This is a genomic window from Blastocatellia bacterium, assembly GCA_035275065.1.
GTDB lineage: Bacteria > Acidobacteriota > Blastocatellia > UBA7656 > UBA7656 > DATENM01.
On the sequence record DATENM010000081.1, the window covers coordinates 161,011 to 182,313 of the forward strand.

Genomic DNA, 21,303 nt, shown 5'->3' on the forward strand with positions numbered 1-21,303 from the left:
TTTGTTTGTCTACGCCCCTATTCTGACTCCTGACTCCTGGCTCCTGACTTCTAACTCTATCACTGGCTTTTCGCGGCCTGCAACTGGCGAATCTTGGTGGCGGTTTCGCGGTAGTTGACGTCCGAGCCATAAACTTCCATGAAAGCATCGAGCGCCTTGTCAAACTCGCCGAGTTCTTCGTAGCACAGGGCGATTTCGTAGCGCAGCGCCTGGTACTCGTCCTCCAGGCGATGAGGAATCTTCAAGCCGCGCTCGAACCACATGATGGCGACTTTCGGCAATTGCTTGCGCTTGAAGCAGACGCCGAGCATATTGCAGCACTGGATGTAATCACCATTGACGTCTTCCGAGCCGGCCATCCTGAAGGCACGCTGGAATTCGCTGATGGCGTCGTCCAGCAAGTCCATGTCTTTGTAGGCAAGGCCGAGGCTGAAATGAGTTTCGAAATCACCGGTCTCCGAGAGCGGGCCGCTCTCTTCGCGCAGCTCTTCGAGAATGTCGTCGAGGTCGGAGCGTGGCGGCGTTTCCGCCAGCAGGTCGGCGCTCCACGAGGTGGTGTTTTCAAACGACTCTGCTTCGTCGGCTGCCGGCAGGAAGGACGGGTTAAAGCTCAGCGGCTCGTCCGTCTCGGCGAGGTCAAAGCCGCTTTCGGCGCCCTCCGTACCGCTCGTTGCGGTCAGCGGCGATTCGCCGAACATCTCCAGCGGCCCGCTCGCGAGCGCCAGCGGCCCGTCATCTTCCGCTTGATTGGCTTCACCGCCCTGCTGAATGTGATCGAACGAGGCATCAATGTTAGAGACCAGGGAATCGAGCAAATCCTGTGTGCCGCCCGATGCGCTGCGTTCCATTGATGAGTGCTGCTCCTGATCAAACAGGTTATTGTGCAGGAGGTCGCTGCTGTTGAACTTGACGATCAAATCTGCCTGCAACGGGCCGGTCTCTTTGTGAATCATGAACGGCTCGTGCTTCTCTTCTTCGGGCGGCGCAAAGGTATTCAAGGCTACATCGCCCAGGTTATGGCCGGCCAGTGAGCCCGTATAAGACGGTGGGCGCTCGGCGGCTTTCGGCTTTATCGCTTCAGCGGGCTCATTCGTCGCCGCCGGCGCGGCGGGCGGCAGCGCGGCCTCAGGCATTGGGAGGCTATCGGCAACGAACATTGAAAGATCAATCTCGGCGGGCCCGTCAGTGTCTTCGGCATCTGTGTTTGCAGCGGGCGCGAAGGCGAAGCCATGCGTATCGGCTTCCTGCTCATCCGCCACAGGCGTGAGATGTTCTTCGACCGCCGGGTCTGCGAAGGCGACTTCGGCCTCGCGCGCGGGGCTCGCGGGAGCTTCAACGACCGCTGCGGGCGCGACGACTTGCGGCGCTTCTGCCGCGCCGATGCCCAGTTGGGCGAAGCGCGCCAGGATTTCTGGGTGCGCCCCATTTTCGTTCTGCAACCGTTCGAGCGCATCCTGGGCAATCTCCAGGTAGCCCTGTGCGATGTAGAAATCAATTCCCTCTAACTCGTCGCGCAAGACGCTGCTCATCGTATCAGACGGCAACTTGTCAGTAGCGCTGAATAGTAAATCCGGATGCGGCTCGCCGGCTTGCCCGTCTGCCTCGCCGACCAGCGTGTCACTGTAACGGAAGCCCTGCGAGTCGGCGAGCGCGGCCATCGCGCCGTCCGGCGCATGTGCCGAGGCATTCAGGCCATTTGTCGCCGCGCCTTGACCGGGCACGGTGACAAAGCCCCCAACGTCGCTCAACATCCCTGTCTGGTAGCGGCTCCAGTCCATCTCGGCTGGCGACTCGGGAAGTTCAAAGCCGTTCGCGTGGCCTGCGCCGTTGCCATTGCCGTTGCCGTTTGGCGGGGCCGCGGCGGCAGCGTAATCGAATGAACTGCTCGCCTCGCCCATCCAATCGTTTGTCCGTGCCGCCCTCTCTTCCGCGGAAGTATCGAGCAGCGGGTTGAGTTGCCGCGCTTCGGCCAGATAGTCGCTGGCGCGCGCCGCCTCGCCGCGCCGTTCGTGAATGCGCGACAGCTCCAGGCACTCCTGCGCCGCTTTGTCCATCTGCCCGGCGCGCAGGTAGATGTCTTTGAGCTTCAAATGCACCTGCACGTTCTCCGGCGCGTGTTGCAGAATGCCCGTGAGGATGTCGATGGCGTGCGTGACCTGCCCGTGCCCTGCAAGAATCTCGGCTTCCGAGACCTGGCGAACCACAAAGGTGTCGTCAAAGGCCGCGGCGCCATAATCGAGCGGCCCGGTGGCGCGCACCACATCCGGCGCGCCTGATTCAACGATGTCTTTGACGCCGAGCGTGTAGAGGCGCTGCAAGTGCATCGGCTCGTCCGGCTCCATGCGCGCCAGCTCTTTGAGCGCTTCGATGGCCGATTCGTCGTCGCCCTTGCGCATGGCCGCTTCGACCAGCGAGTTGAGCGTGGCGATGACGTTGTGGTCTTCGCGGATGCGCAAAAAGATTTGCACCAGCCGCTTGAGTCCGCCGACGTGATTCATGTCGCGGTCTAAAATCTTGCGCAGGAAATCTATGGCCTTGTCCTCTTCGCGCTTGCCGATGAGGACGTCGAGGCAGCCGTCTATCTGTTCGGCGGCGCGGTCGAGGTCGCCCATCTGCAAGAAACGTCGCCCGACTTCGAGCAGATAGTGATAGCGGTTGCGATCCAGCTCGACCAGGCTGAGGAAGGTGCGCTCGGCGTCGTCCATCATGCCGGCTTGCAGGTAAGTGCGGCCCAGAATCGTCAACAGCTCGACGTCGCCGGGGTTGCGCTCGAAGACATCGCAGAGCAGGTTGATGGCGCGGTCGATCTGGCCGTGCTGCGTGTAGATCGTCGCAATGGCGGTGAGCGCCTGCATGGAATCGGACTTGATCGAAATCGCTTTGAGGTTGGCGTTGAGCGCCTGTTCCGTGTCGCCTTTGCGGAGGAATTCGCCGCCCGCCATGATGAACGACTCGTGCGCCTGATCGGTGAAGCCTTCGCGCAAGTAAATCTCGCCGAGCTTCATGCGCACGGAGGTATTCGCGGGGTCGAGGTCGGCAATCTTCTGATAGGCTTCGAGCGCCTTGCGGGTCTCGCCTTTGCGCGCGTAAGCGTCGGCGACTTGCAGATACTGTTGCCGGGCTTCGACCAGTAGCCCCTGCTGCGAGTAAAGGTTCGCCAGCTTCATCGCCGTTTCGATATTGGTCGGGTCGAGCTTGGAGATCTTCTTCAGCATCGCGATGGCCTTCAAGGTGAAGCCGCCTTCGCGGTAGCTGTCGGCGATGCGCGAGAAATTCGTAATCGCGTCTTGGATGCGACCGGCGCGCACATAGAGGTCGCCGAGCGTGTTGATGGTCGTGAGGTCTGCGGGATCTGCGTCAACGACTTTGCGGTACTCGTCTATAGCCGCGGGAAGCTTGCCCTGCAAGACATATTTTTCGGCGCTGCGCAGAACCTTCGACTTGTTTAACGACATAAACCCCTCCCCAAGGCAAACGCCTCACGGACTTTTCAGAACTCAAAGCGAGGGCGGCGGGGTGCGCTTAATCATTCGGTGGAAGCGACGGTAGGGGCGTCTCCTCTGCTTGCAGGTCCAGGGCGGCTTGGCGGGTGAGCACGCCGTGGAAGCTCAGGCGGTGAATCGCCGACGGGCCGAGCTGGCTGAGGGCTTGCTGGTGCGCGCGCGTGTTGTAGCCGACGTGCCGCGCAAACCCATAGCCGGGGAACTGCTGATCCGCTTCGCGCATCCAGGCGTCGCGCGTTACCTTGGCCAGAATAGACGCCGCCGCGATGGATACGGATAGGCCATCACCTTTAATAATCGCCGATTGGGGGCAGGCTAGTTGGGGGACATCAAATTTCCCGTCTATTAAAACATAGTCAGGAATCGGATTCAATGCTTTTACTGCCTCACACATCGCACGCAGCGAGGCGCGATGAATGTTGATGCGATCAATCTCGTCATGCTCGATGCGGGCGATGGCAAAACTGAGGGCGCTCTGGCTGATTTCTTCGAACAAACGCTCGCGCTGCCGCCGTGTGAGTTGCTTGGAATCGTTGATGCCGGCGGGCAAGCAGAAAGGATTAAGGATGACCGCGGCAGCGACGACCGGCCCGGCAATCGCGCCGCGCCCGACCTCGTCGGCGCCGGCAATCAGCCGATGCCCGGCGGCAAACAGTCCGCTCTCGATACTCGTGTCACACGCCATGCAGAAAGTAAAAAGTAAAAAGTAAAAAGTAAAAAGTGTGGGGCCGGATTAATCACGCAGGCTTGTGCCGCCTGTTCATTCCCTGCCCACTTTTGCCTTTTTACTTTTTACTTTTGCCTTATCTTGAGACGCCTTCGAGCGGACTCGAAGCGGTCGCGTAGAGTTTTCGGGGGATGCGCCCGGCTTTGTGTGCCAATCGCCCGGCGCGCACGGCGTAGCTCATCGCCTCGGCCATGGCCACGGGGTCGTCGGCGCCGGCGATGCCTGTGTTCATCAGGATGCCATCAACGCCAAGCTCCATCGCCAGCGTCGCATCAGAGGCCGTACCGACACCCGCATCAACGATCAGCGGCACCTCCGTGATCATCTCGCGCAGGATGCGCAGGTTGGTGAAGTTCTGTATGCCCAGGCCTGACCCGATGGGCGCCGCCAACGGCATGACGGCCGACGCTCCTGCATCGATCAAACGGCGCGCGACGATCAAATCGTCATTGAAGTATGGCAGCACGATGAAGCCTTCTTTGACCAGCGCGCGGGTGGCTTCGAGCAGCCCGGCGTTGTCGGGGAACAGCGTCCGCTCGTCGCCGATGACTTCGAGCTTGATCCAGTTGTTGTCCAGCACTTCGCGCGCCAGCATGGCTGTGCGAATGGCTTCGTCCGCCGAATAACAGCCGGCGGTGTTCGGCAGGATGTGGTACTTCTTCAGGTCAATATGATCGAGCAGCGACTCTTTCGACTTATCGGTGAGATTCACGCGGCGCACGGCGACCGTCACCATGTCGGCGCCCGCCGCCGCCAGCGACCGCTCCATGAGATCGTTGCTCGCATACTTGCCGCTGCCGAGAATCAGGCGTGAGCGAAACTCGCGCCCGGCGATGATGAATGCGTCTGTCATAATTGATTACCCGTCATGAAACTTAATCCAAACCTGCGGGCCGCTCGGCTTCAGATTCAACCTGATGCTTCGGCCCGCCTCACCGTTATGTTACCGGTCGCGTATGCAAAGGACAACAGCATTTGAAGGGCGCAGGGACGCGGGGGCCGTGACTTGCGGCAATTGATCTGAAGGCGGGAGAGGTGAGCCGGCCTCGTCGCTTACGCCGCGCCACCGCCGACGAAATGGACGACTTCGACTTTGTCACCTTCGGCGAGCGTCGTCGCCGGCCAGTGGCGGCGGGGGCTCCATATCTTTCATAAGGTGGATGCTGATGTTTCCGACTTCTCAGACTATTTAAGGTAGTGGCTACTACTTTAATCAGGACGATTTGAGACCGTCAAGCGATTTGCTAGGATGCCGGCAAGAATGACGTAGCCGGGCTGGTGGCCTTGCGGCTACCAGCCCGGCTACGTCGGTCGGCTGCGCCAGGAGATGAGGCGAATTAAGCCCTGCGCTCAGTCCCCTACCCGCCTGGTCATTCGGCTAGCTTGCTATTGTTGGCAAACGTTTTGGCTGTGGGGCCATACTCAATCAGAGCGGTGTCAGTGGTGTGCAGGATCTTGCTATACACCTCTTCACCATTAGCTCTTAATACGCGGAAGCGCACGGAGCGGGACCATCTGGCAACCGCACTCTTGGATGGAATCGTGATCTTGGTTTCGACCGTTTGCTCGGCGTATTGACTTGAAGCGGACTCGCTTTGGATGCCAAACTCGTAGTTCAATTCGGTCGAAACTTTGAAACTGCCGCCGCCGCCGCCCGGCCCCGAATATCCCGCTTCGACGCCGACCTTTATGCCCAGCGTCTCGGACACCGTGGTTCGCTCTTCTTTGCTCCAGCCCACCTTATCCGAATGCGTGTACTCGTAAGCGCCGCTGCCGGCGTGCATGGTGCTCAGACATTGCCAGGCTTCGCTCCTTTCCAGAATGTAACCCGGCGAATTATCGATCTTCCATCGCGTCGTTCGGTTACGATCAACCACCGAAACAAAGGGAACCTCGGTGGTCCGAGTAACGATCCACTGGGTATGGTCATTTTGCGTGGGCACGCCAAGACTGGTCAGCTTATCGGTCCGTTCCTGCTGGGTCAGCGAAATCTCCTGATGCGTCTTGTTGGGCATGATCAGCTTCAGAACATTGAGCGGGGTGGTCTCCGTCTCCCGCGGCCTGTCCGTCGACCGGTGGCCCACAAAGCTGTTCGCCGATATCCGAATGTACGCATCAAGTGGGCCTTCGGTTATGTCCACTTCCCAGGCGCTGAAAGGATCATCATGTTGCCCGTGCTTGTTGTACTTCCACACCGGCTTGTCACGGAGTCGGCCAACCTCGGTCAGGTCTTTCCGCACACAGGTGATGGCATCTAGCTTGGGCTTCGCGTGCGAGACGCCCTCTCCGTACTTCAGCGTCACCACGCCCAGCCCAACATAGCCCGGCGGTGGCACGGGCTCCCAAACCGAGACATTATATTTACCGCTATACCCGGTCGTGTTCCAGACTTCTTTATAATCGACCGGGGATTTTAACGCCTCTGAACCTACCGGCGCTTTAACCGCCACGACGGCGACCTTGTTGGTGGGATTATCCTGAGCTTCATAGGGCACCTTGGCCACCACATAATCGCCAAGTGATTGATACCCGGCTGGAATTTGCGGATGCCAAAACGAACATTCGGCCACCTCTGAATACGGCCTGCCGATGGTATTCCATGTCTCTCTGAAATCGGTCACGTATTTAATGTATAGCGCCTCCACCTCCTGCCCGTCTTTCATGGTTTTGGTCAATATTTCCTTAGAGGTCGAAGTGGGAGGTGCGGCGCTCGCTTCGACCGGGGCAACGCCGGAGGGCTGGGAGATGGCAGTGGCGTCTGCCAGCAGCGACAAGGGTTGCGCGAGCAGCAAAAAGGCGACGGCCATGAGGATTGCGCTAGCGCTCAATTTCTTCCTGTTGTTGGTTTGCATTTGATTTCCTCCATTTAGGGTTTTAGTTAATTACCTAATGCTTGATGTCGGGCCGCGTCATCGGCAGTCCCTGGCGATCAAGCACTATCGGTCAAGCTTTCGCGGCCAGCAGTCGGCGCAGGTCGAGCAGGTTATCTTTTGCCACGAAGCCAACGGCTCCGGCCTTGTGCGCCGCTTGGCGCATATCTTCGTCATCGTAGTTACTGACGATCACCACTCGTGCATCCGGGAAGCTCGCCGTGATCTTGCGCGTCGCCATCAGCCCATCACAGCCTTCCATCTTGATGTCCATCAGCACCCAGTTGGGACGACGCTCGCCGTAAGCAGCCAACGCCTCTGAGCCATCGCTGCATTCGTAAACCTCATCGGCCAGCTTGCCGACGACCTGGCGCAGTATGCGGCGCATAGGCCGGCTGTCTTCGACGATCAGCACTTTCATGTGATCCTTTGAGGCCCGAATAATGACGGTCGCATCATGGCGCAAAAGTTATCGCTTGAACATTCGCTCTTGAGCGTATTTTGCGCCTGTGGGTGCGCACCTTTTGCCTACGCTCGAGAGCGTAGGCGGGCGGATTCATCGCGGTGTTGCGAGGCAGGAGAAGGCAAACGCGGTCAGAGTTTGGTTTTGTGTTCCAGCGCGAAGCGCATCAGGCCATGATTGCCTTCGAGCGCCAGCTTGGCGCAGATGTTCTGGCGGTGTGTGCGGACGGTGTGCGGGCTGATGTGCAGTTGGTCGGCGATCTGTTTGCTGGTCTTGTACTCGGCGATCAGCCTGAGTATCGCGCGCTCGGTCGGCGTCAGGCTTTCGATGTCGAAAGGCGGCGGCTCGGCTCGCCGCGCCTGCTTGAACAGGTAAGCGGTCAGCGCCGGGCTGGCGAAATTCTCGCCGCGGGCGACGGCGTGGATGCAAGCCAGAATGTCTGTGGTGACACTGTCTTTCAGCACGTAGCCGCGCGCCCCCAGGCTCAGCGCCTCCTGGAAGAACTCTTCCTCGCGGTGGACTGAGAGGACGATCACGGCTACCGCCAGGCCCGCCTGGCCAATCGCGCGCAAGACTTCAAGGCCGTTCATGCAGGGCATGTCAATGTCGAGGATGGCGACCTCTGGCCGCAGGGCGATCAAGGTCTCGAACGCCGTCCGGCCATCGCCGGCTTCGGCGACGATCTTGAGCTGCGTGTCGCGCTCAATTACATAGCGCAGCCCCTGTCGCACAATGGGATGATCATCAGCAATTAAGATTCGTATCTCGCGGGTCATGGCTTGCCATCCTTGAGCGGCAGTTTGAGAGAGAGCTTGCAGCCGCGCCCCGGTGCCGACTCGATCAGCACAGGGCTGCCGAGAATGCGCGCCCTTTCGGTGATGCCGAGCAGCCCGAAGCCGCCGCCATTGAGCGAAGCGCCGGGCGCGGTCGCCGGCGTGAAGCCTTTGCCGTTGTCTTCGACGGTGATGTCGAGAGCCTGCTCGACTCGTGCAATGCGCACACACGCTTCTGTGGCGGCGGAATGCTTGATGATGTTGTTGAGGCTCTCTTGAATGATGCGATAGAGATTGATCTCCATCTCCGGCGACAGCAGCCCGTCGAGATTGTCTATGCTGACGATGAAGCGCAGCCCGCTGGTGCTCGCCCTTCTGACCATCGCTTCGAGGGCGCGCGTCAGGCCGAGCCGGTCGATCTGGAAGGGCCGCAGGTCGTGAGCGATCTCGCGCACCTCACTGAGCGCCTGGTCGGCGGCCTCGCTGATCTCTTCCATCTGCTCGAAAGCCTGCTCCGGGTCGTGGCGTTCGCCGAGGCTGATGAGCGCGCGGTTCTTGATGATTACCAGATTCTGACTGAGGCTGTCGTGCAGCTCGGCGGCGATGCGCTTGCGCTCCTGTTCTTGCAGCTCAATCAACTGCCGCGAGAAGGCTTGCTGCGCCGCCTGTTTTTTCTTCAAGCCGGCAACGCGCGCCCTGAAGATCAACAGCGCAACACCGGCGACCGCGACGCCGCAAGCGAGCAGAAACCACCAGCGCTGATAAAATGGCGCGAGCACGATGATGCGGATGCTTGCGCCTTCCAGATTCCAGATGCCGTCCTGGTTCGCGGCGATGATCCGAAAGGTGTAGCGGCCCGCCGGCAGGTACGGGTAATAGGCGACGCGACGATTGTTGGCCTCCGTCCACTCGTCGTCCTTGCCTTCGAGGCGGTATTTGAACTTGATCTGCTCAGGCTTGATGAAGCTCAGCGCCGTGTAAGCAATCTCCAGATCGTCCTGTCCCGGTTGCAAGATGACATCTTTTGAATAATCGACCGGGCTGCGGTCGGTCGTAATCTGCTCGATCAGCACGGGCGGCGGCAATTCATTGATGATGGCGGCGTCCGGGTCAATCACGACGACGCCATCCATCGTCGGAAACCACAGCTTGCCGTCGCGCGATTTGAGTCCTGCCGGCTGCCGCCCGCCGTTGCATTCGATGTTGCGCATGCCGTCTTGCTTGCCGTAAGCGACGCAGTGGATTTCTTTGATCCGCCCCTCCGCGAAATCATCCAAGTCGCGCCTGTCGACGCGGTAGATGCCTTTGTTCGAGCTGATCCAGAAGCGCCCCTGATGGTCTTCGAGGATCTGAAAGACGCCGTTGTTGAATAGCCCGTTCTGCACACGGTAGTTGACAAAGCGCCCGCCTTGAAACCGGCTTAAGCCTTCGTCGTAGGTGCCGATCCAGAGCACGCCCTCGGCATCTTCGTAGAGCGAGCGCACATGATCGCCCGTCAGTCCGTCGGCGCTTGTGTAAGAGATGAACCGGCCATCTTTGAGCTGCGCCAGCCCGCCGTAGGTGCCGAACCAGAGCGTGCCGTCGCTTGCTCGGTGAATGACCTTCACGTCGTCGCCTGGCAAGCCATCGGCGGCCGTGTAGCGCGCGACCAGCTTGCCGTCACGAAATTTGTATAAGCCTTCAGACGTACCGACCCAGAGGTTGCCCTGGCCATCGTCGCGAATCGCCCAGACGTTGTTGCCGTTGTTGATCGCATCGTGAAGATACCGCCTGCCGTTTGCATACCAGTACAGCAAGCCATTGGTGCCGATCCACAAGCGTCCGTTCGGCTCTTTCCAAAGCGAGGTCACGCCAAACGTCGCGCCACCTATGAACGTGCTGAACTTGCCATCTTTGAATCGGCTGATTCCCAGAGTGCCGGCGAGGATTTCGCCATCGGCGGTTTCCAGCAGCGGGTAGATCTCTTTATTGAGCAGTCCACTTTCGGTCGAGTAGGCCGTGATGACCTGTTTGTGGATGCAGTTCAAGCCGCCTGGCATGCCGACCCAGATCGTGCCTTCGCGGTCTTTGAATATCTGGTTGATCTTGTTATCCAGAAGCCCTTCGGCCTTGCCGTAGAGCGTGTAGCGACCGTCTTTAAAGCGCATCACGCCGAGGCTGGTGATTTGATTATTCCTGCCGACGGCCACCCACAGGCCGCCGCCGTCGTCTTCGCAGTAGGGACGCAAGACCGTGAAGGCGGGGAGCCTGGGAAGGCCATGATCGGGCAGGTAGCGAGTCACCGCGCCATCATGCAAGTTGTAAAGGCTGCCGTAATCCCCGAACCAGAGGCCGCCCCGATGATCCTCGTAGAAAGTCATGTGCCGGTGAAGCTCGTGCGAGAAATCGAGATGGAAAGCGTATTGGATGACATGCCCTGCCTTGGACTGCGTGACGCCATATTGATCCAAAGTCCACAGCGTCCCTGAAGGGGCGCGATAAAACCGTGTGTTGGGGGCATCATAGTCCGGCGGGGCGGCGGTGAGCTTACCGTCATGTAGGGAAAGCGGGCCGTCCGCAGTGGTGATGAGCGGGCGACCTTCAGGGTCGGGCTTGATCGCGTGGATTTCCGAGATTCTTCTCGACTGATCGGTGATCGGATAAGGGACGAAGACGCCGTTGCGATAAATGACGAGGCCGCTGTCTTCTGTCCCCGCCCACAGCGCCCCATCACGGTCGACAAACAGTGCCGTAAAGCGATTGCTGAGGATGCCTTTCGTGTAGCCCCTGTCAAAGACTGTGAAGCGGATGCCGTCAAAGCGGACAAGCCCATCGAAGGTCGTGAACCACAGATACCCGTCCGGAGTCTGGACGATGCTGTGGACAGTGTTCTGCGGCAGGCCGCTAGCGGTCGTCCACGAGTCGAAGCGATACTGCGCCGCCCGCGCCTGCGGCGGGAGAGTCATCAAGGCCAGGGCAATGACGGTTGGCCACAACCGTCGCCGTCTTTGCCAAGACCCGGAAGCTTGCCAAAGCAGAAAGAAACCTTGCCGCACTGACTCTCGATCCTTTGCCCGATCTTCTTCAACTTAGGGGAGGTTTGTAATACGTGTTCCTTACCACATCAAAGTTGTGCCCATCATACTCCGTTCAAAACGATTTTCAAAGGGATAGGCGACGCGGCAGTGAGCTTGCGGGTTACCGGGTGGGGTGCGAAATGGCAGGGCTTACGCACCGCCGCCGACGAAATGGACGACTTCGACTTTGTCACCTTCGGCGAGCGTCGTCGCGGGCCAGTCGGCGCGGCGAATGATGCGGCGGTTGACTTCGATGGCGAGGCGTTCAGACGGCAGGCCGAGCGTTTCGATCAATTCGGTAACGGTCAGGTCGGCAGGAATCTCTTTGGGCTCTCCGTTCAAAACGATGGTCATATTCGATGAGTCTTACGCTCTGCGGATCAAATGTTTCAGCTCGCCGCGCCCGCGGTTTGATTGCGCTTCGATGACGATGGCGGCGGTGCCGGCTGAGAATGACGGCAGCGATAAGCTGAAGTTGGCAATGCCATCGCGGCCCGCGCGGCCAATGTGGACTTGCGGCTTGAATGCCGTGCCGATGATCTTGATCGTCACCACCGCTTCCGGTTCGGCGATGGCGTTGCAGAGTACCTGCACGCGCAGGCCGGCGGTCTTGCCGGCAATGAAAGCGCTCGGCGTAATCACCCGCAGCTCAAGCTTGCCCTGCTCGTTGTTGCGCTTCATGTACTCGTTAATTACCTGGTCGAGGTCGAGCGTGCCGGTCGCGCGCCGCGCCGTCGTACTGGTGGGCCGGGTGTCGAGCGTCACCTGTGCGGGCATCGGCGACGCGGGCATCGGCGACGCGGGCTTGGCAGGCGTCGGCTCGGGTCGGCGCGGCGAGCCAAGCATCGAGGTCGTGCGCATGGCGGGCGGCCTGGCCTGCGGCTGGCTCTGCGCACGTTGAGGCGGCTGCCCGTGCGATGACGACAGGCTGCCGCTCACGCGTTTCGCATGAGTGCCGCTTGAGCGTTTCGGCCTCGCCGCTCTCGACTCTTTAGCTTCGTCCTGGCTGGGTGCAGGCGACGGCGCCTCACTCAAAGACGATTGACTGGCATAGTGCGCAATCAACTCGCGTACGCGCCCGGTTTTGATCGCGGCGATAATGACCTGATGCTGGCGCTTCAACAGTCCAGCAATCAATGTCTCGTCAGCGCCCTGGCTCAACTGCTCGGCGTACGGCGTCATCTTCTTGGCGACGATAGTGCCGCCGATGTAGACCAGCGATTCGAGCACGGGGTTGTTGTGGCCGCGGTCTTCAGTCTGTACGTGATAGACTTGCCCCTCGTGCTGAACGTCTGTGTTAAAGCCTGTAATCATCCGTCTGCAAAGTAGCATAGGGGTCTGACACAGTCAATAATTCAGTCTGAAACGTATCAGCGATGCGATTTAGCGGCGGCGGCAGCGAGTGGTATACTCTCAAACATGGATCATGACGAGATTGAAGACATCACCGAGTTGCCGCTCTTTCCCCTCGCTACGGTGCTTTTTCCCGGTGCCCTGCTGCCCTTGCATATCTTTGAAGAACGATACAAAGCGATGATGCGGTTTGCAGTGGACCGCGGTGGGATGTTCGGGCTGTCGTACCGCTCCGACGCGCAGATCGGGCGGGAAACGCCGCCCGCCGTCGGCAGCGTCGGCTGCATCGCCAAGATCAACGCCGTGATGCCGCTCGAACAGGGGCGCATGAATGTGCTGTCAACCGGGTTGATTCGTTACCGCGTGACGGCCTTGCGACAAGCCGAGCCTTATTTGATTGCGGCGGTCGAAACGTTCGGCGATGAGCTGGAGCCGGGGGCTGACCTGATCCGCATGGTCGAAGACATCCAGGCGATGGCCAACGAGTTTCTCGAAGCCGCCCAGTCGCTTGACGAGCCGGGCATCCCCACGGTTCAGGAACTGCCCGATGACCCCGAAGCGTTTTCTTTGTTGCTTGCCGGCCTGCTGCCGATTGAGAACGATGTCAAGCAGACGCTGCTGGAGTTGACCTCGACGCGGGTTCGCCTCACGCGAGTCCGGCATTATATGACGAGCGCGCTTGCTGACTTCAACACCCGCCTCAAGGTTCAGGAAGTCGCCAAAACAAACGGCCACGCGCGCAAATCACTTTAACTCCGCCTCATTGCCGCGAGGCGGCGCGTAGACGGCTGCATATCGCCTCGCCGGCTTCCGTGGTGGACAAACGGCCGCCGATGTCTGCCGTCGTCTCGCCGGCGCGCACCGCCGCTTCGACCGCCTGCTCTACGCCTGCTGCCGCTTCTTTGTAGCCGACGTAATCGAGCAGCATCGCGGCGGTGAGAATTGCCGCCACGGGATTCGCGACGTTCTTGCCGGCGAACTGCGGCGCGCTTCCATGCACCGGCTCGAACAACGAGACGCGGCCCGGATGGATGTTGCCCGAAGCCGCCATCCCCAAGCCGCCCTGCAACGCCGCGCCTAAATCGGTGATGATGTCGCCGAATAGATTGTTCGTCACGATGACATCAAAGCGCCCGGGGTCGAGCGCCATCCACATCGTCAGCACGTCAACATAGAGGTGATTCGCTTCGATGTCCGCATAGCGAGCCGCCACTTCCTTGAAGACGCGCTGCCAGAGGTCATGGCCGTAGGTCAGGACGTTCGCCTTGTCGCTCATGGTCACGCGCTTGCGGCCCGTCGCGCGCGCATATTCAAATGCCGCGGTGATGATGCGCTCAACGCCTTTGCGGGTGTTGATCTCTTCCTGCACGGCGATCTCGTCGGCGGTGCCTTTCTTGAAGTTGCCGCCCATGAAGGTGTAGAGCCCTTCGGTGTTTTCGCGAAAGACGACAAAATCAACGTCGCGCTCGCTGCGATCTTTCAGCGGGCAAAGGCGCGCGGCAATCAATTTGATCGGGCGCAGGTTGATGTAGAGATCGAGGCCAAAGCGCATGCCGAGCAGGATGTCGGCGGCATGTTTGTTGTCCTTGACGCGCGGGTCGCCGAACGCGCCGGTGAGGATGGCATCGTACTCGGCAGCCAACATCGCAAGCGCGCCTTCGGGCATTGAGATGCCGGTCGCCAGGTATTTGTCCGCGCCCCAGTCGTACGCGGTGAGTTGGAGGTCGAAACCGAAAATGGCTTGCGCGGCTTCGATGGCGAGCACGGCTTCGCGAATGACTTCCGGGCCGATCCCATCGCCGGCAATCACCGCGACGCGCTTCAATGCTCGACTCCCCTCGGAACAACGGGCTGCGGGCGCGTCGGCATCGCCTTCAAGTGATTGAAGATTTCCGGCAGCGATTGAATCAGTGTGTCGCCGACCGCCTTCATGCTTTCGCCGCTGATCTTGTCGAGCGTGTCCTGGTTGGTGTGCCAGTAGGAATGCTGCGGGCCATAGTCGAAATCGATCAGGTCAACGGACGGGATGCCGGCGTCGAGAAACGGCAGGTGATCGTCGGAGATGTCATGTTCATCGCGCGGAAAGTTTTTCGCGTAACCGGCCTTCCATGCAGCGTCCCAGATCAGGTCAACCAGCCAGCGCGTGCTGCCGCCTTCGCGTTTGATGTTGAGGTTCTTGTCGCCGATCATATCGACAAGCAGCATCGCCCGCGTCTGTTTGAGCGTGCCCTCGTTGCGCATCCTTGCGGCCAGATGACGACTGCCGTAGGTGTTATCCATACCGTTCATCGCGCCCCATTCGACGACCGCTTCTTCGCCATCGAAGAGGACGAACCAGAGGGTGTAAGCGGGCTTGGTCTTTGAGAGCGCCCGCGCCATCTCAAGCACGGTCGCGGCGCTCGAACCGCCGTCGTTGGCGCCGACGAAGCCCGCCTGCCGCTTGGTGTCATAGTGGCCGGTGATTAAGACGACTTCAGGGCGCTCGCCCGTAAGCTCGCCGATGATGTTTTTCATCGGCACCGTGCCTTTCGGCGTCTCGGCCTCGAAGCGGTCTTCGGTGACTTTCAGGCCGTAGCTTTTCAGCTCTTTTTCAAGATAATCCTGAACGCGCTTGATCGCCTCGGACCCCGACGGGTGCGGCCCCATCTCGCAGAGCTTCTTGACGTGATTGAAGGCGCGCGCGCCGTCAAAGTCGCTATGAAGATCGGGCTTCGCCATTGCCGTGGCGGCCAGCGCCAGCAGCAAAAGCAGCGCGCCAGAATTGAACAAAGTGGATCGCATCAATAGGACTCCGGCGGTTGAATCGGCAAGCGCGGCTCAGATGAAGCGGAGTTGCGCCAGCGTCTTCGGCAGGCGGTCATCCTCTTTTGACGAGCTGCTCGCATGCAGTCCGGCTGTGCGCCGCTCGTTGGCGATCTGGTCGAGGCTGACGCGCTCGGTCTTGATGAAAGAAACGTCCCGCAGGTTCAGCACCGTGACGTCCGTGCATTCGCTTGGATTTTGCAGCGAGAAGCAACTGATGACGGCGTATCGCGTATCGGACGCGATGTGCCGGGATTCAATCGGCTCCTGAACGACATAGTGAATCGTTTCGCCGTTATTGAAGCGAACGATCAGTTTATAGAGCGGCTCTCTGAGTTGCATGCTTTCGCTCATAAGGCAATCACCCCAGTTACTCAATCAAGCGTCAAATCAGGATAAGACGATCAGGCGGGCGTCGTCCGGCTGTCGGTCGCCGAGGAGGCCGCCGGACGGTTGCTTGAGAAGGCATCGGCGATCTCGTTGGCGGCGCGCGCCGCCGCATTGACGACCGTTTCAACCACGTCGCCGACCATATCGAGTTCTATGCGCAACATGGTGCAGACCTGCTGCTCGAATGGCAGTGCCGCGAATGCTTTTCTGACCGCATCCGCCGCGTCGTTTGCGGGATTACTTTCGTTGTGTGCGCTCATGATTTAACTCCATCTGTCTAAAATATTGCAGCCCAGCGCCGCCTCTCTATATTGGGCGCTATGATTTGAAACTACATCAAACCCATGGGCGGGTCAAGCGTGGGCTCATGGCACAGTCCGAGCCTTTCGCATTGCGCTTCGACGGGTGCCGGGCGATTTGCGTTGCCGGCCTGTGCGGCTTAGAATGATAGATCTCCCGTGACTTGTGCAGGTTTAAGAAGATTGCGATGTCGAGGTTGACACGATTTGAGCAACGAGAGTGCCGCCACCCGGCCCGCCGAGAGCCAGTCGAAAATTACCCGAATTACTGAGCCCATCATTCTCGTCTCGCTGGCGCTGTACGCGCTGTTTGCGCCGCACTCAATCGCCATCACACAAAGTGCCTTTCTTATCGGCCTGCTGGCCTGGGCCGTGCAGATCGCGGCCAGCCGCAAGCTGGAAATCCGTCGCACGCCGGTTGACCTGGCGCTGCTTGGGTTCTTTGCCTGCTGTGTTATTTCTTCGTTCCTCTCCTACGATCAAATTGTCAGCGTCAAAGGCTTGCGCAGCCCGGCCTTCTTTCTCGCCTTCTATTTCGTCAGCAATAAGGTGACGAGCGCGCGCATGGTGAGGTGGCTGACCCTGGCTATCGTCCTTTCATGTTTTGCGAACGTCGTCGCCAGCGGCGTGCAGATCGCCAGAGGTCGCGGTCTGCGCATTGACACCCTGCGCGAAGACAGTCCGCTGGCGAGCAGCGGCATTCAAGTCGGCGACGTCATCATTGAGGTGGATGATAAACCGGTGCCGTCTCTCGAAGCCCTGTCGCGCATCATTGATGAGCAGCGCGGCCCGCTGCGCCTACAAGTGCAGCGCAGCGAAGCCGTGCGCCCGGTCTACGCATCGCGCACCGACCTGAGGCGCTTCGAAGGGGGCACGGAGCGGCTCGGCATCACCACATCACCGGGCCGCAACTTTCGCGTCAGTGGTTTCTACAGCCACTATGAAACCTATGCCGAAGTGCTGCAATTGATTGCCGCGCTGGCGATTGGGATGCTGATCGCGCTGCCGCGTAAGCGTTCGCGCCTCGGCTGGTTTCTCGGAGCCATGATTCTGCTGATCGCGACGACCATCCTGTTCACCTCGACGCGCGCGGCGATGATCGGCCTGACGGTTGCGCTGGCCTGCATGGCCTACGCCAGCTCGCGCCGGCGAGTCTTGCTCTTTGGCATGGTGACGCTGCTGCTCGCCGCGCCACTGGCTTACGTGATGGTCGAGCGGGCGCGCGGCATCAGCTTCCTTGACCCCGAAGAAGGCAGCTTCGCATGGCGTTTGACGGTGTGGCCTGAGACCTTGCCGATCATCAAAGATCACCCGCTGTTTGGCATCGGCAAGGGCAGCGAAGGCAAGCTGCACGAGCAGTGGGGGCTTTACGAAAACGGGAAGCTGCCGCCGGGCCACTTTCATTCAACGCCGATTCAAATTGCCGTCTGGTGGGGGCTGGCGGCGCTGTTGCTCTACTACGCCATGATGACGATTTTTGCCGTCGAGTTGTGGCGGCTGGCGAAGCGCTTGAAGAATGACGAAAGGTGGGAGTTGTGGGGCGTCGCGCTCGGCGGCCTGGGCAGCCTGATCGCCTTTAACATCAGCTCGCTCGCGCATTTCAATTTTGGCGACGGCGAAGTCGTCATGATGTTCTGGCTGTTAATGGGGATGAGCTTTGCGGTTCGCCGGATCGCGACCCGGCATGACGGTACACCGCAAACAACACATAACCTAGAGCCAGCAATAGCAGCAGATTCACATAAAAATCTACCCCAAGAACCAGCAGCCAGCGTTGAAGCCAGCGCCCAGGCAGCAAAGGCAAAACTGAATTGATCGCGGCGATAAAGATCAGCAAGGCGCGTACGCGCTTTGCCTGCGGCGTTACGTGGTCGAAGGCGAATGTCGCCAGCGCCGTGACCGGCCACAGCAGCGCGATAAAATAGATCTTCGAGGTCAGCGGCCCGACGAACAACATCAGGCAAATCAACAGCCCGATTTCGAGCGCGAAGGTTTCGCCGAAAACCCTTCCGCCATCTCCGGCGCGGCGGATGCGAGAAATGTAGACAAGCAAACCAAACACGGCCAGACCCGCCAACACGGAAACCGCTATCCAAACCAAATCGATCTGCGACTGAGGGACTGAGGCCAGATTGACTGCGGGGTATTGCACATCGCCGTCGACTCTCTGCGAATAATCAACCGTCGAGAACGTGCGCCGCAACTGCCCCTTGAGCGACAGGTTGATGGGGCCATTGGCTTCGTGAAATTCCTGGCTGACGACGACATGCTCGAACCATTGCTTCAACAGCTCGTTGTTCTTCGCGAAGCCAAAATAAGTCGCCGGCGCGACGTAGATGAAAGCAAGAAGCGTGACAACTGAGGCAAGCAGCCGCCATTGCCTTTTGATCGCAAAATAAGGCAGGAGGAGGGCCGGCGTCAGCTTGATCGCGATGGCCGATGCCATTGCCAGGCCCGCCAGAACCTGCTTCTGATTAAAGGCCAGGGCGCAAGCCGCAAACATTAGAAAGATGGCCAGCAGATGGGCGTTGCCGTAATGCAGAATGGCGATGAAATATGGCGTAACCGCAAAGCCAACGACTACCCACAACCGGTTTTTCTCTTTCGCAATCCTCCGGGCTCGGCGGATTGAAAAAACCATGCCGGCAATCTCGGCAATCCCCAGAAGATACCAGAGGTAGGCGGCGACTTTGTAGGGTAACAGCCAGACAGGCCAGAAAGCGAGCAGGAAGAATGGCGGGTAGCGATAGTCCATCACGCGCCCAAGCGCGAAGTCGGGCGCATAGAGGTCTGTGCGACCGCTGCGAAGCGACTGGCCGGCGGCATAATAAACTGGAAAATCGATGAGATGTCGAATGAAGGCAAAGCCGGCTATCACGATCAACACAGCCAGGACGACCAAAAGCATGGATCGCGCTTTGGGCATTCATCTCTCGGTGTGAGATAAAAAGCGAGCAAGTGGCTGGCACACGAGCGAGCCACTTGCCTGATCTAAGGATGCCGAGGGCGGGACTCGAACCCGCACGGCCTTGTGGGCCGGAGGATTTTCGTACCACTATAGCTTTCGCTACCGGGTCGCGCCGTTTGTGGTCTGGGCGATGCCTTCTCCATGCACCTCGAAAGGTGTTTAGGAGGGAGCCGTCTCGTCTCTACACTTTGCTAGTTTCCTGCCTCGATAAGTCTCTGTCAGCGCATGACAATTTGGGCAAAGAATTCGCAGGTTTTCTAAACGATTATCTGTCGGGTCACCGTTGACGTGATCAAGCTCAAGAGGGATAGGTCGCCCCATCCATTCACTGCCTGAGCAGTTCTCGCATCTTTGAGCCTTCAGTCCTTCCGCAAACAGTCGCCGTTTGAGTTTATGACTCTGATAAGCGACTCCCATCTGTAGAATCTCACAGATGGGTTTAGGACTGACGACTGGTCTCCGACTGCCGCCTCTCCAGCCCTTTCCAGTGAAATGAGACGTATCCACCTTCAACGACTGAATCCGGCGCTTGATGATCGAATAGTTTCCACCTGCTTCAACGAGCCCAAGCTTTGACAAGACTTGACGAATCGAGACAGAGGTTTGAACGGCATTGATCAGTTCATCATCTGTATATCTTGTTTTCATACAATCTGATCACACGATCAATTGTCCAATCCCCTAGCCTTAGCTCGGCGTTGCCATCAGCATGACCTGTTAAGGGTTCACCGACTTTGACTCCATTCACGCCGGCGTTTCCCTCCGACGTGCTCAAACAGCTAAGTCCTCTGCGTCTGCCATTCCGCCACCCCGGCAAAACGGACAGTGTGATTATAGATGAAAGGCTCGAAACGATGAAGCGGCGCGACGAGAAACTGGCCGCAAAAAGCGAAAAGCCCGCTGGTTTTATGCAGCGAGCTTTTGCTTGTGAATTAATCCCGGCAGCGACCTACTCTCCCACACAGTTGCCCATGCAGTACCATCGGCTCCGTAGGACTTAACTTCCGTGTTCGGGATGGGAACGGGTGTGACCCCTACGACATAACCACCGGAAAAATTATAAAAGATCGAGTGCCCTCAGATAATCGAATGGCAAATTCCGAAGAGAGCTAGTGACTGACCAGTTTTGCAACGAGCAAATCTTATGGTCAAGCCGATGGATCAATTAGTACTGGTAAGCTAAACGTGTTACCACGCTTACACACCCAGCCTATCAACGTAGTAGTCTTCTACGGATCTCATAGGGAGAACTAATCTCTGGTCGGGCTTCACGCTTAGATGCATTCAGCGTTTATCCCTGCCCAACATAGCTACCGAGCGATACCGTTGGCACGATAACTCGTACACTAGAGGTTGGTCCAATGGGGTCCTCTCGTACTACCATCAGATTCCATCAATTCTCCTACGCCCACGCCAGATAGGGACCGAACTGTCTCACGACGTTCTAAACCCAGCTCACGTACCGCTTTAATCGGCGAACAGCCGAACCCTTGGGAGCTTCTGCACCCCCAGGATGCGATGAGCCGACATCGAGGTGCCAAACCCTGCCGTCGCTGTGGACGCTTGGGCAGGATCAGCCTGTTATCCCCGGGGTACCTTTTATCCGTTGAGCGACGGCCCTTCCATATGGAACCGCCGGATCACTAAGGCCGACTTTCGTCTCTGCTCGACTTGTTTGTCTCACAGTCAGGCTGGCTTATGCCTTTGCACTCTACAGGTGATTTCCAAACACCCTGAGCCAACCATCGCGCGCCTCCGTTACATTTTAGGAGGCGACCGCCCCAGTCAAACTACCCGCCTGATAGTGTCCCTCTCCCGGATGACGGGAGTAGGTTAGAATCCAAACGCAGGAAGGGTGGTATTTCACCGTTGGCTCCCCCGAGCCCGAAAGCCCGAGATCAAAGCCTCCCACCTATCCTACGCATCCAACGCCCGGATTCACTATCAAGTTATAGTAAAGGTCCACGGGGTCTTTCCGTCTAGACGCGGGTACCCGGCATCTTCACCGGAACTACAAATTCGCTGTGCTGCTCGTTAAGACAGTCGCCAGATCGTTACGCCATTCGTGCAGGTCGGAACTTACCCGACAAGGAATTTCG

The 21,303-nt window shown here is 59.0% G+C and carries 16 protein-coding genes, 2 rRNA genes and 2 pseudogenes; 2 read left to right on the plus strand and 18 right to left on the minus strand.

Translation table 11 applies throughout. From position 1 onward, the window contains the following. Window positions 1-59 precede the first annotated feature (59 nt). The 11 genes and pseudogenes from VJ464_18865 to VJ464_18915 form a co-directional block, all read right to left on the minus strand. Entirely contained in the window at window positions 60-3,455 is a 3,396-nt protein-coding gene (locus tag VJ464_18865; protein HKQ07198.1) for a tetratricopeptide repeat protein, read from the minus strand. A gap of 67 nt (window positions 3,456-3,522) precedes the next feature. Then, entirely contained in the window at window positions 3,523-4,188 is a 666-nt protein-coding gene (locus tag VJ464_18870) for a ribonuclease HII (GenBank protein ID HKQ07199.1), read from the minus strand. 118 nt (window positions 4,189-4,306) lie between these two features. Beyond that, the gene (locus VJ464_18875; protein ID HKQ07200.1) at window positions 4,307-5,083 is read right to left on the minus strand and encodes a thiazole synthase; all 777 of its coding nucleotides are present in this window, start codon (window positions 5,081-5,083) and stop codon (window positions 4,307-4,309) included. A gap of 517 nt (window positions 5,084-5,600) precedes the next feature. Then, window positions 5,601-7,082, minus strand: a complete 1,482-nt coding sequence (locus VJ464_18880; protein ID HKQ07201.1) for a Vps62-related protein — start codon at window positions 7,080-7,082, stop codon at window positions 5,601-5,603. Window positions 7,083-7,173: 91 nt separating this feature from the next. Beyond that, window positions 7,174-7,521, minus strand: a complete 348-nt coding sequence (locus VJ464_18885; GenBank protein ID HKQ07202.1) for a response regulator transcription factor — start codon at window positions 7,519-7,521, stop codon at window positions 7,174-7,176. 173 nt (window positions 7,522-7,694) lie between these two features. Continuing rightward, a complete protein-coding gene (locus tag VJ464_18890; protein ID HKQ07203.1) occupies window positions 7,695-8,339 on the minus strand; it encodes a response regulator transcription factor in 645 nt (214 codons plus the stop codon). Continuing rightward, a complete protein-coding gene (locus VJ464_18895) occupies window positions 8,336-9,547 on the minus strand; it encodes a triple tyrosine motif-containing protein (protein ID HKQ07204.1) in 1,212 nt (403 codons plus the stop codon). Before VJ464_18895 ends, VJ464_18890 begins: the two co-directional genes overlap by 4 nt. 58 nt (window positions 9,548-9,605) lie before the next feature. After that, window positions 9,606-9,785, minus strand: coding sequence for a hypothetical protein (locus tag VJ464_18900; protein ID HKQ07205.1), 180 nt, complete (start codon window positions 9,783-9,785; stop codon window positions 9,606-9,608). After that, window positions 9,776-11,281, minus strand: a pseudogene (locus VJ464_18905) (two-component regulator propeller domain-containing protein). The gene VJ464_18900 and the pseudogene VJ464_18905 overlap by 10 nt, the downstream one beginning before the upstream one ends. 261 nt (window positions 11,282-11,542) lie before the next feature. Beyond that, the gene (gene thiS / locus VJ464_18910; GenBank protein ID HKQ07206.1) at window positions 11,543-11,746 is read right to left on the minus strand and encodes a sulfur carrier protein ThiS; all 204 of its coding nucleotides are present in this window, start codon (window positions 11,744-11,746) and stop codon (window positions 11,543-11,545) included. Window positions 11,747-11,758: 12 nt separating this feature from the next. Then, window positions 11,759-12,706, minus strand: a complete 948-nt coding sequence (locus VJ464_18915; GenBank protein ID HKQ07207.1) for a hypothetical protein — start codon at window positions 12,704-12,706, stop codon at window positions 11,759-11,761. A 105-nt stretch (window positions 12,707-12,811) separates the two neighbouring features. On the opposite strand from VJ464_18915, the gene VJ464_18920 reads away from it, so the two are divergent. Next, the gene (locus VJ464_18920; GenBank protein HKQ07208.1) at window positions 12,812-13,498 is read left to right on the plus strand and encodes an LON peptidase substrate-binding domain-containing protein; all 687 of its coding nucleotides are present in this window, start codon (window positions 12,812-12,814) and stop codon (window positions 13,496-13,498) included. 7 nt (window positions 13,499-13,505) lie between these two features. Here VJ464_18920 and VJ464_18925 read toward each other — a convergent pair whose 3' ends face one another. From VJ464_18925 to VJ464_18940, 4 genes are read right to left on the minus strand one after another with little or no spacing between them, the layout of a single operon-like run. Further along, on the minus strand, window positions 13,506-14,570 hold the full coding sequence (locus VJ464_18925; protein ID HKQ07209.1) for a 3-isopropylmalate dehydrogenase: 1,065 nt from the start codon (window positions 14,568-14,570) through the stop codon (window positions 13,506-13,508). Further along, the gene (locus tag VJ464_18930; GenBank protein HKQ07210.1) at window positions 14,567-15,526 is read right to left on the minus strand and encodes a M28 family peptidase; all 960 of its coding nucleotides are present in this window, start codon (window positions 15,524-15,526) and stop codon (window positions 14,567-14,569) included. The genes VJ464_18925 and VJ464_18930 overlap by 4 nt, the downstream gene beginning before the upstream one ends. A 36-nt stretch (window positions 15,527-15,562) precedes the next feature. Further along, on the minus strand, window positions 15,563-15,901 hold the full coding sequence (locus VJ464_18935) for a hypothetical protein (protein HKQ07211.1): 339 nt from the start codon (window positions 15,899-15,901) through the stop codon (window positions 15,563-15,565). A gap of 50 nt (window positions 15,902-15,951) precedes the next feature. Further along, complete coding sequence (locus tag VJ464_18940) at window positions 15,952-16,197, minus strand: hypothetical protein (GenBank protein HKQ07212.1); 246 nt, start codon at window positions 16,195-16,197, stop codon at window positions 15,952-15,954. A gap of 603 nt (window positions 16,198-16,800) precedes the next feature. Between VJ464_18940 and VJ464_18945 the strand changes: the two are divergent. Next, window positions 16,801-17,682: pseudogene (locus VJ464_18945) on the plus strand (O-antigen ligase family protein). A 178-nt stretch (window positions 17,683-17,860) separates the two neighbouring features. Here the strand turns inward: VJ464_18945 and VJ464_18950 are convergent. The 3 genes from VJ464_18950 to VJ464_18960 form a co-directional block, all read right to left on the minus strand. Then, the gene (locus tag VJ464_18950; protein HKQ07213.1) at window positions 17,861-18,991 is read right to left on the minus strand and encodes a glycosyltransferase family 87 protein; all 1,131 of its coding nucleotides are present in this window, start codon (window positions 18,989-18,991) and stop codon (window positions 17,861-17,863) included. Between the two features lie 1,149 nt (window positions 18,992-20,140). Further along, window positions 20,141-20,257, minus strand: a 5S ribosomal RNA gene (gene rrf, locus VJ464_18955). Between the two features lie 91 nt (window positions 20,258-20,348). Further along, window positions 20,349-21,303 (minus strand): 23S ribosomal RNA (locus tag VJ464_18960); the annotation flags it as partial.

What these genes read in the sequence shown, in the direction of transcription:
- VJ464_18870 (HKQ07199.1), bottom strand. Translation starts at nt 4,188, where the DNA reads ATGGCGTGTGACACGAGTATCGAGAGCGGACTGTTTGCCGCCGGGCAT.
- VJ464_18930 (HKQ07210.1), bottom strand. Translation starts at nt 15,526, where the DNA reads ATGCGATCCACTTTGTTCAATTCTGGCGCGCTGCTTTTGCTGCTGGCG.
- VJ464_18895 (HKQ07204.1), bottom strand. Translation starts at nt 9,547, where the DNA reads ATGCGCAACATCGAATGCAACGGCGGGCGGCAGCCGGCAGGACTCAAA.
- VJ464_18915 (HKQ07207.1), bottom strand. Translation starts at nt 12,706, where the DNA reads ATGATTACAGGCTTTAACACAGACGTTCAGCACGAGGGGCAAGTCTAT.
- VJ464_18890 (HKQ07203.1), bottom strand. Translation starts at nt 8,339, where the DNA reads ATGACCCGCGAGATACGAATCTTAATTGCTGATGATCATCCCATTGTG.
- thiS (HKQ07206.1), bottom strand. Translation starts at nt 11,746, where the DNA reads ATGACCATCGTTTTGAACGGAGAGCCCAAAGAGATTCCTGCCGACCTG.
- VJ464_18880 (HKQ07201.1), bottom strand. Translation starts at nt 7,082, where the DNA reads ATGCAAACCAACAACAGGAAGAAATTGAGCGCTAGCGCAATCCTCATG.
- VJ464_18865 (HKQ07198.1), bottom strand. Translation starts at nt 3,455, where the DNA reads ATGTCGTTAAACAAGTCGAAGGTTCTGCGCAGCGCCGAAAAATATGTC.
- VJ464_18875 (HKQ07200.1), bottom strand. Translation starts at nt 5,083, where the DNA reads ATGACAGACGCATTCATCATCGCCGGGCGCGAGTTTCGCTCACGCCTG.
- VJ464_18950 (HKQ07213.1), bottom strand. Translation starts at nt 18,991, where the DNA reads ATGGACTATCGCTACCCGCCATTCTTCCTGCTCGCTTTCTGGCCTGTC.
- VJ464_18935 (HKQ07211.1), bottom strand. Translation starts at nt 15,901, where the DNA reads ATGAGCGAAAGCATGCAACTCAGAGAGCCGCTCTATAAACTGATCGTT.
- VJ464_18885 (HKQ07202.1), bottom strand. Translation starts at nt 7,521, where the DNA reads ATGAAAGTGCTGATCGTCGAAGACAGCCGGCCTATGCGCCGCATACTG.
- VJ464_18940 (HKQ07212.1), bottom strand. Translation starts at nt 16,197, where the DNA reads ATGAGCGCACACAACGAAAGTAATCCCGCAAACGACGCGGCGGATGCG.
- VJ464_18920 (HKQ07208.1), top strand. Translation starts at nt 12,812, where the DNA reads ATGGATCATGACGAGATTGAAGACATCACCGAGTTGCCGCTCTTTCCC.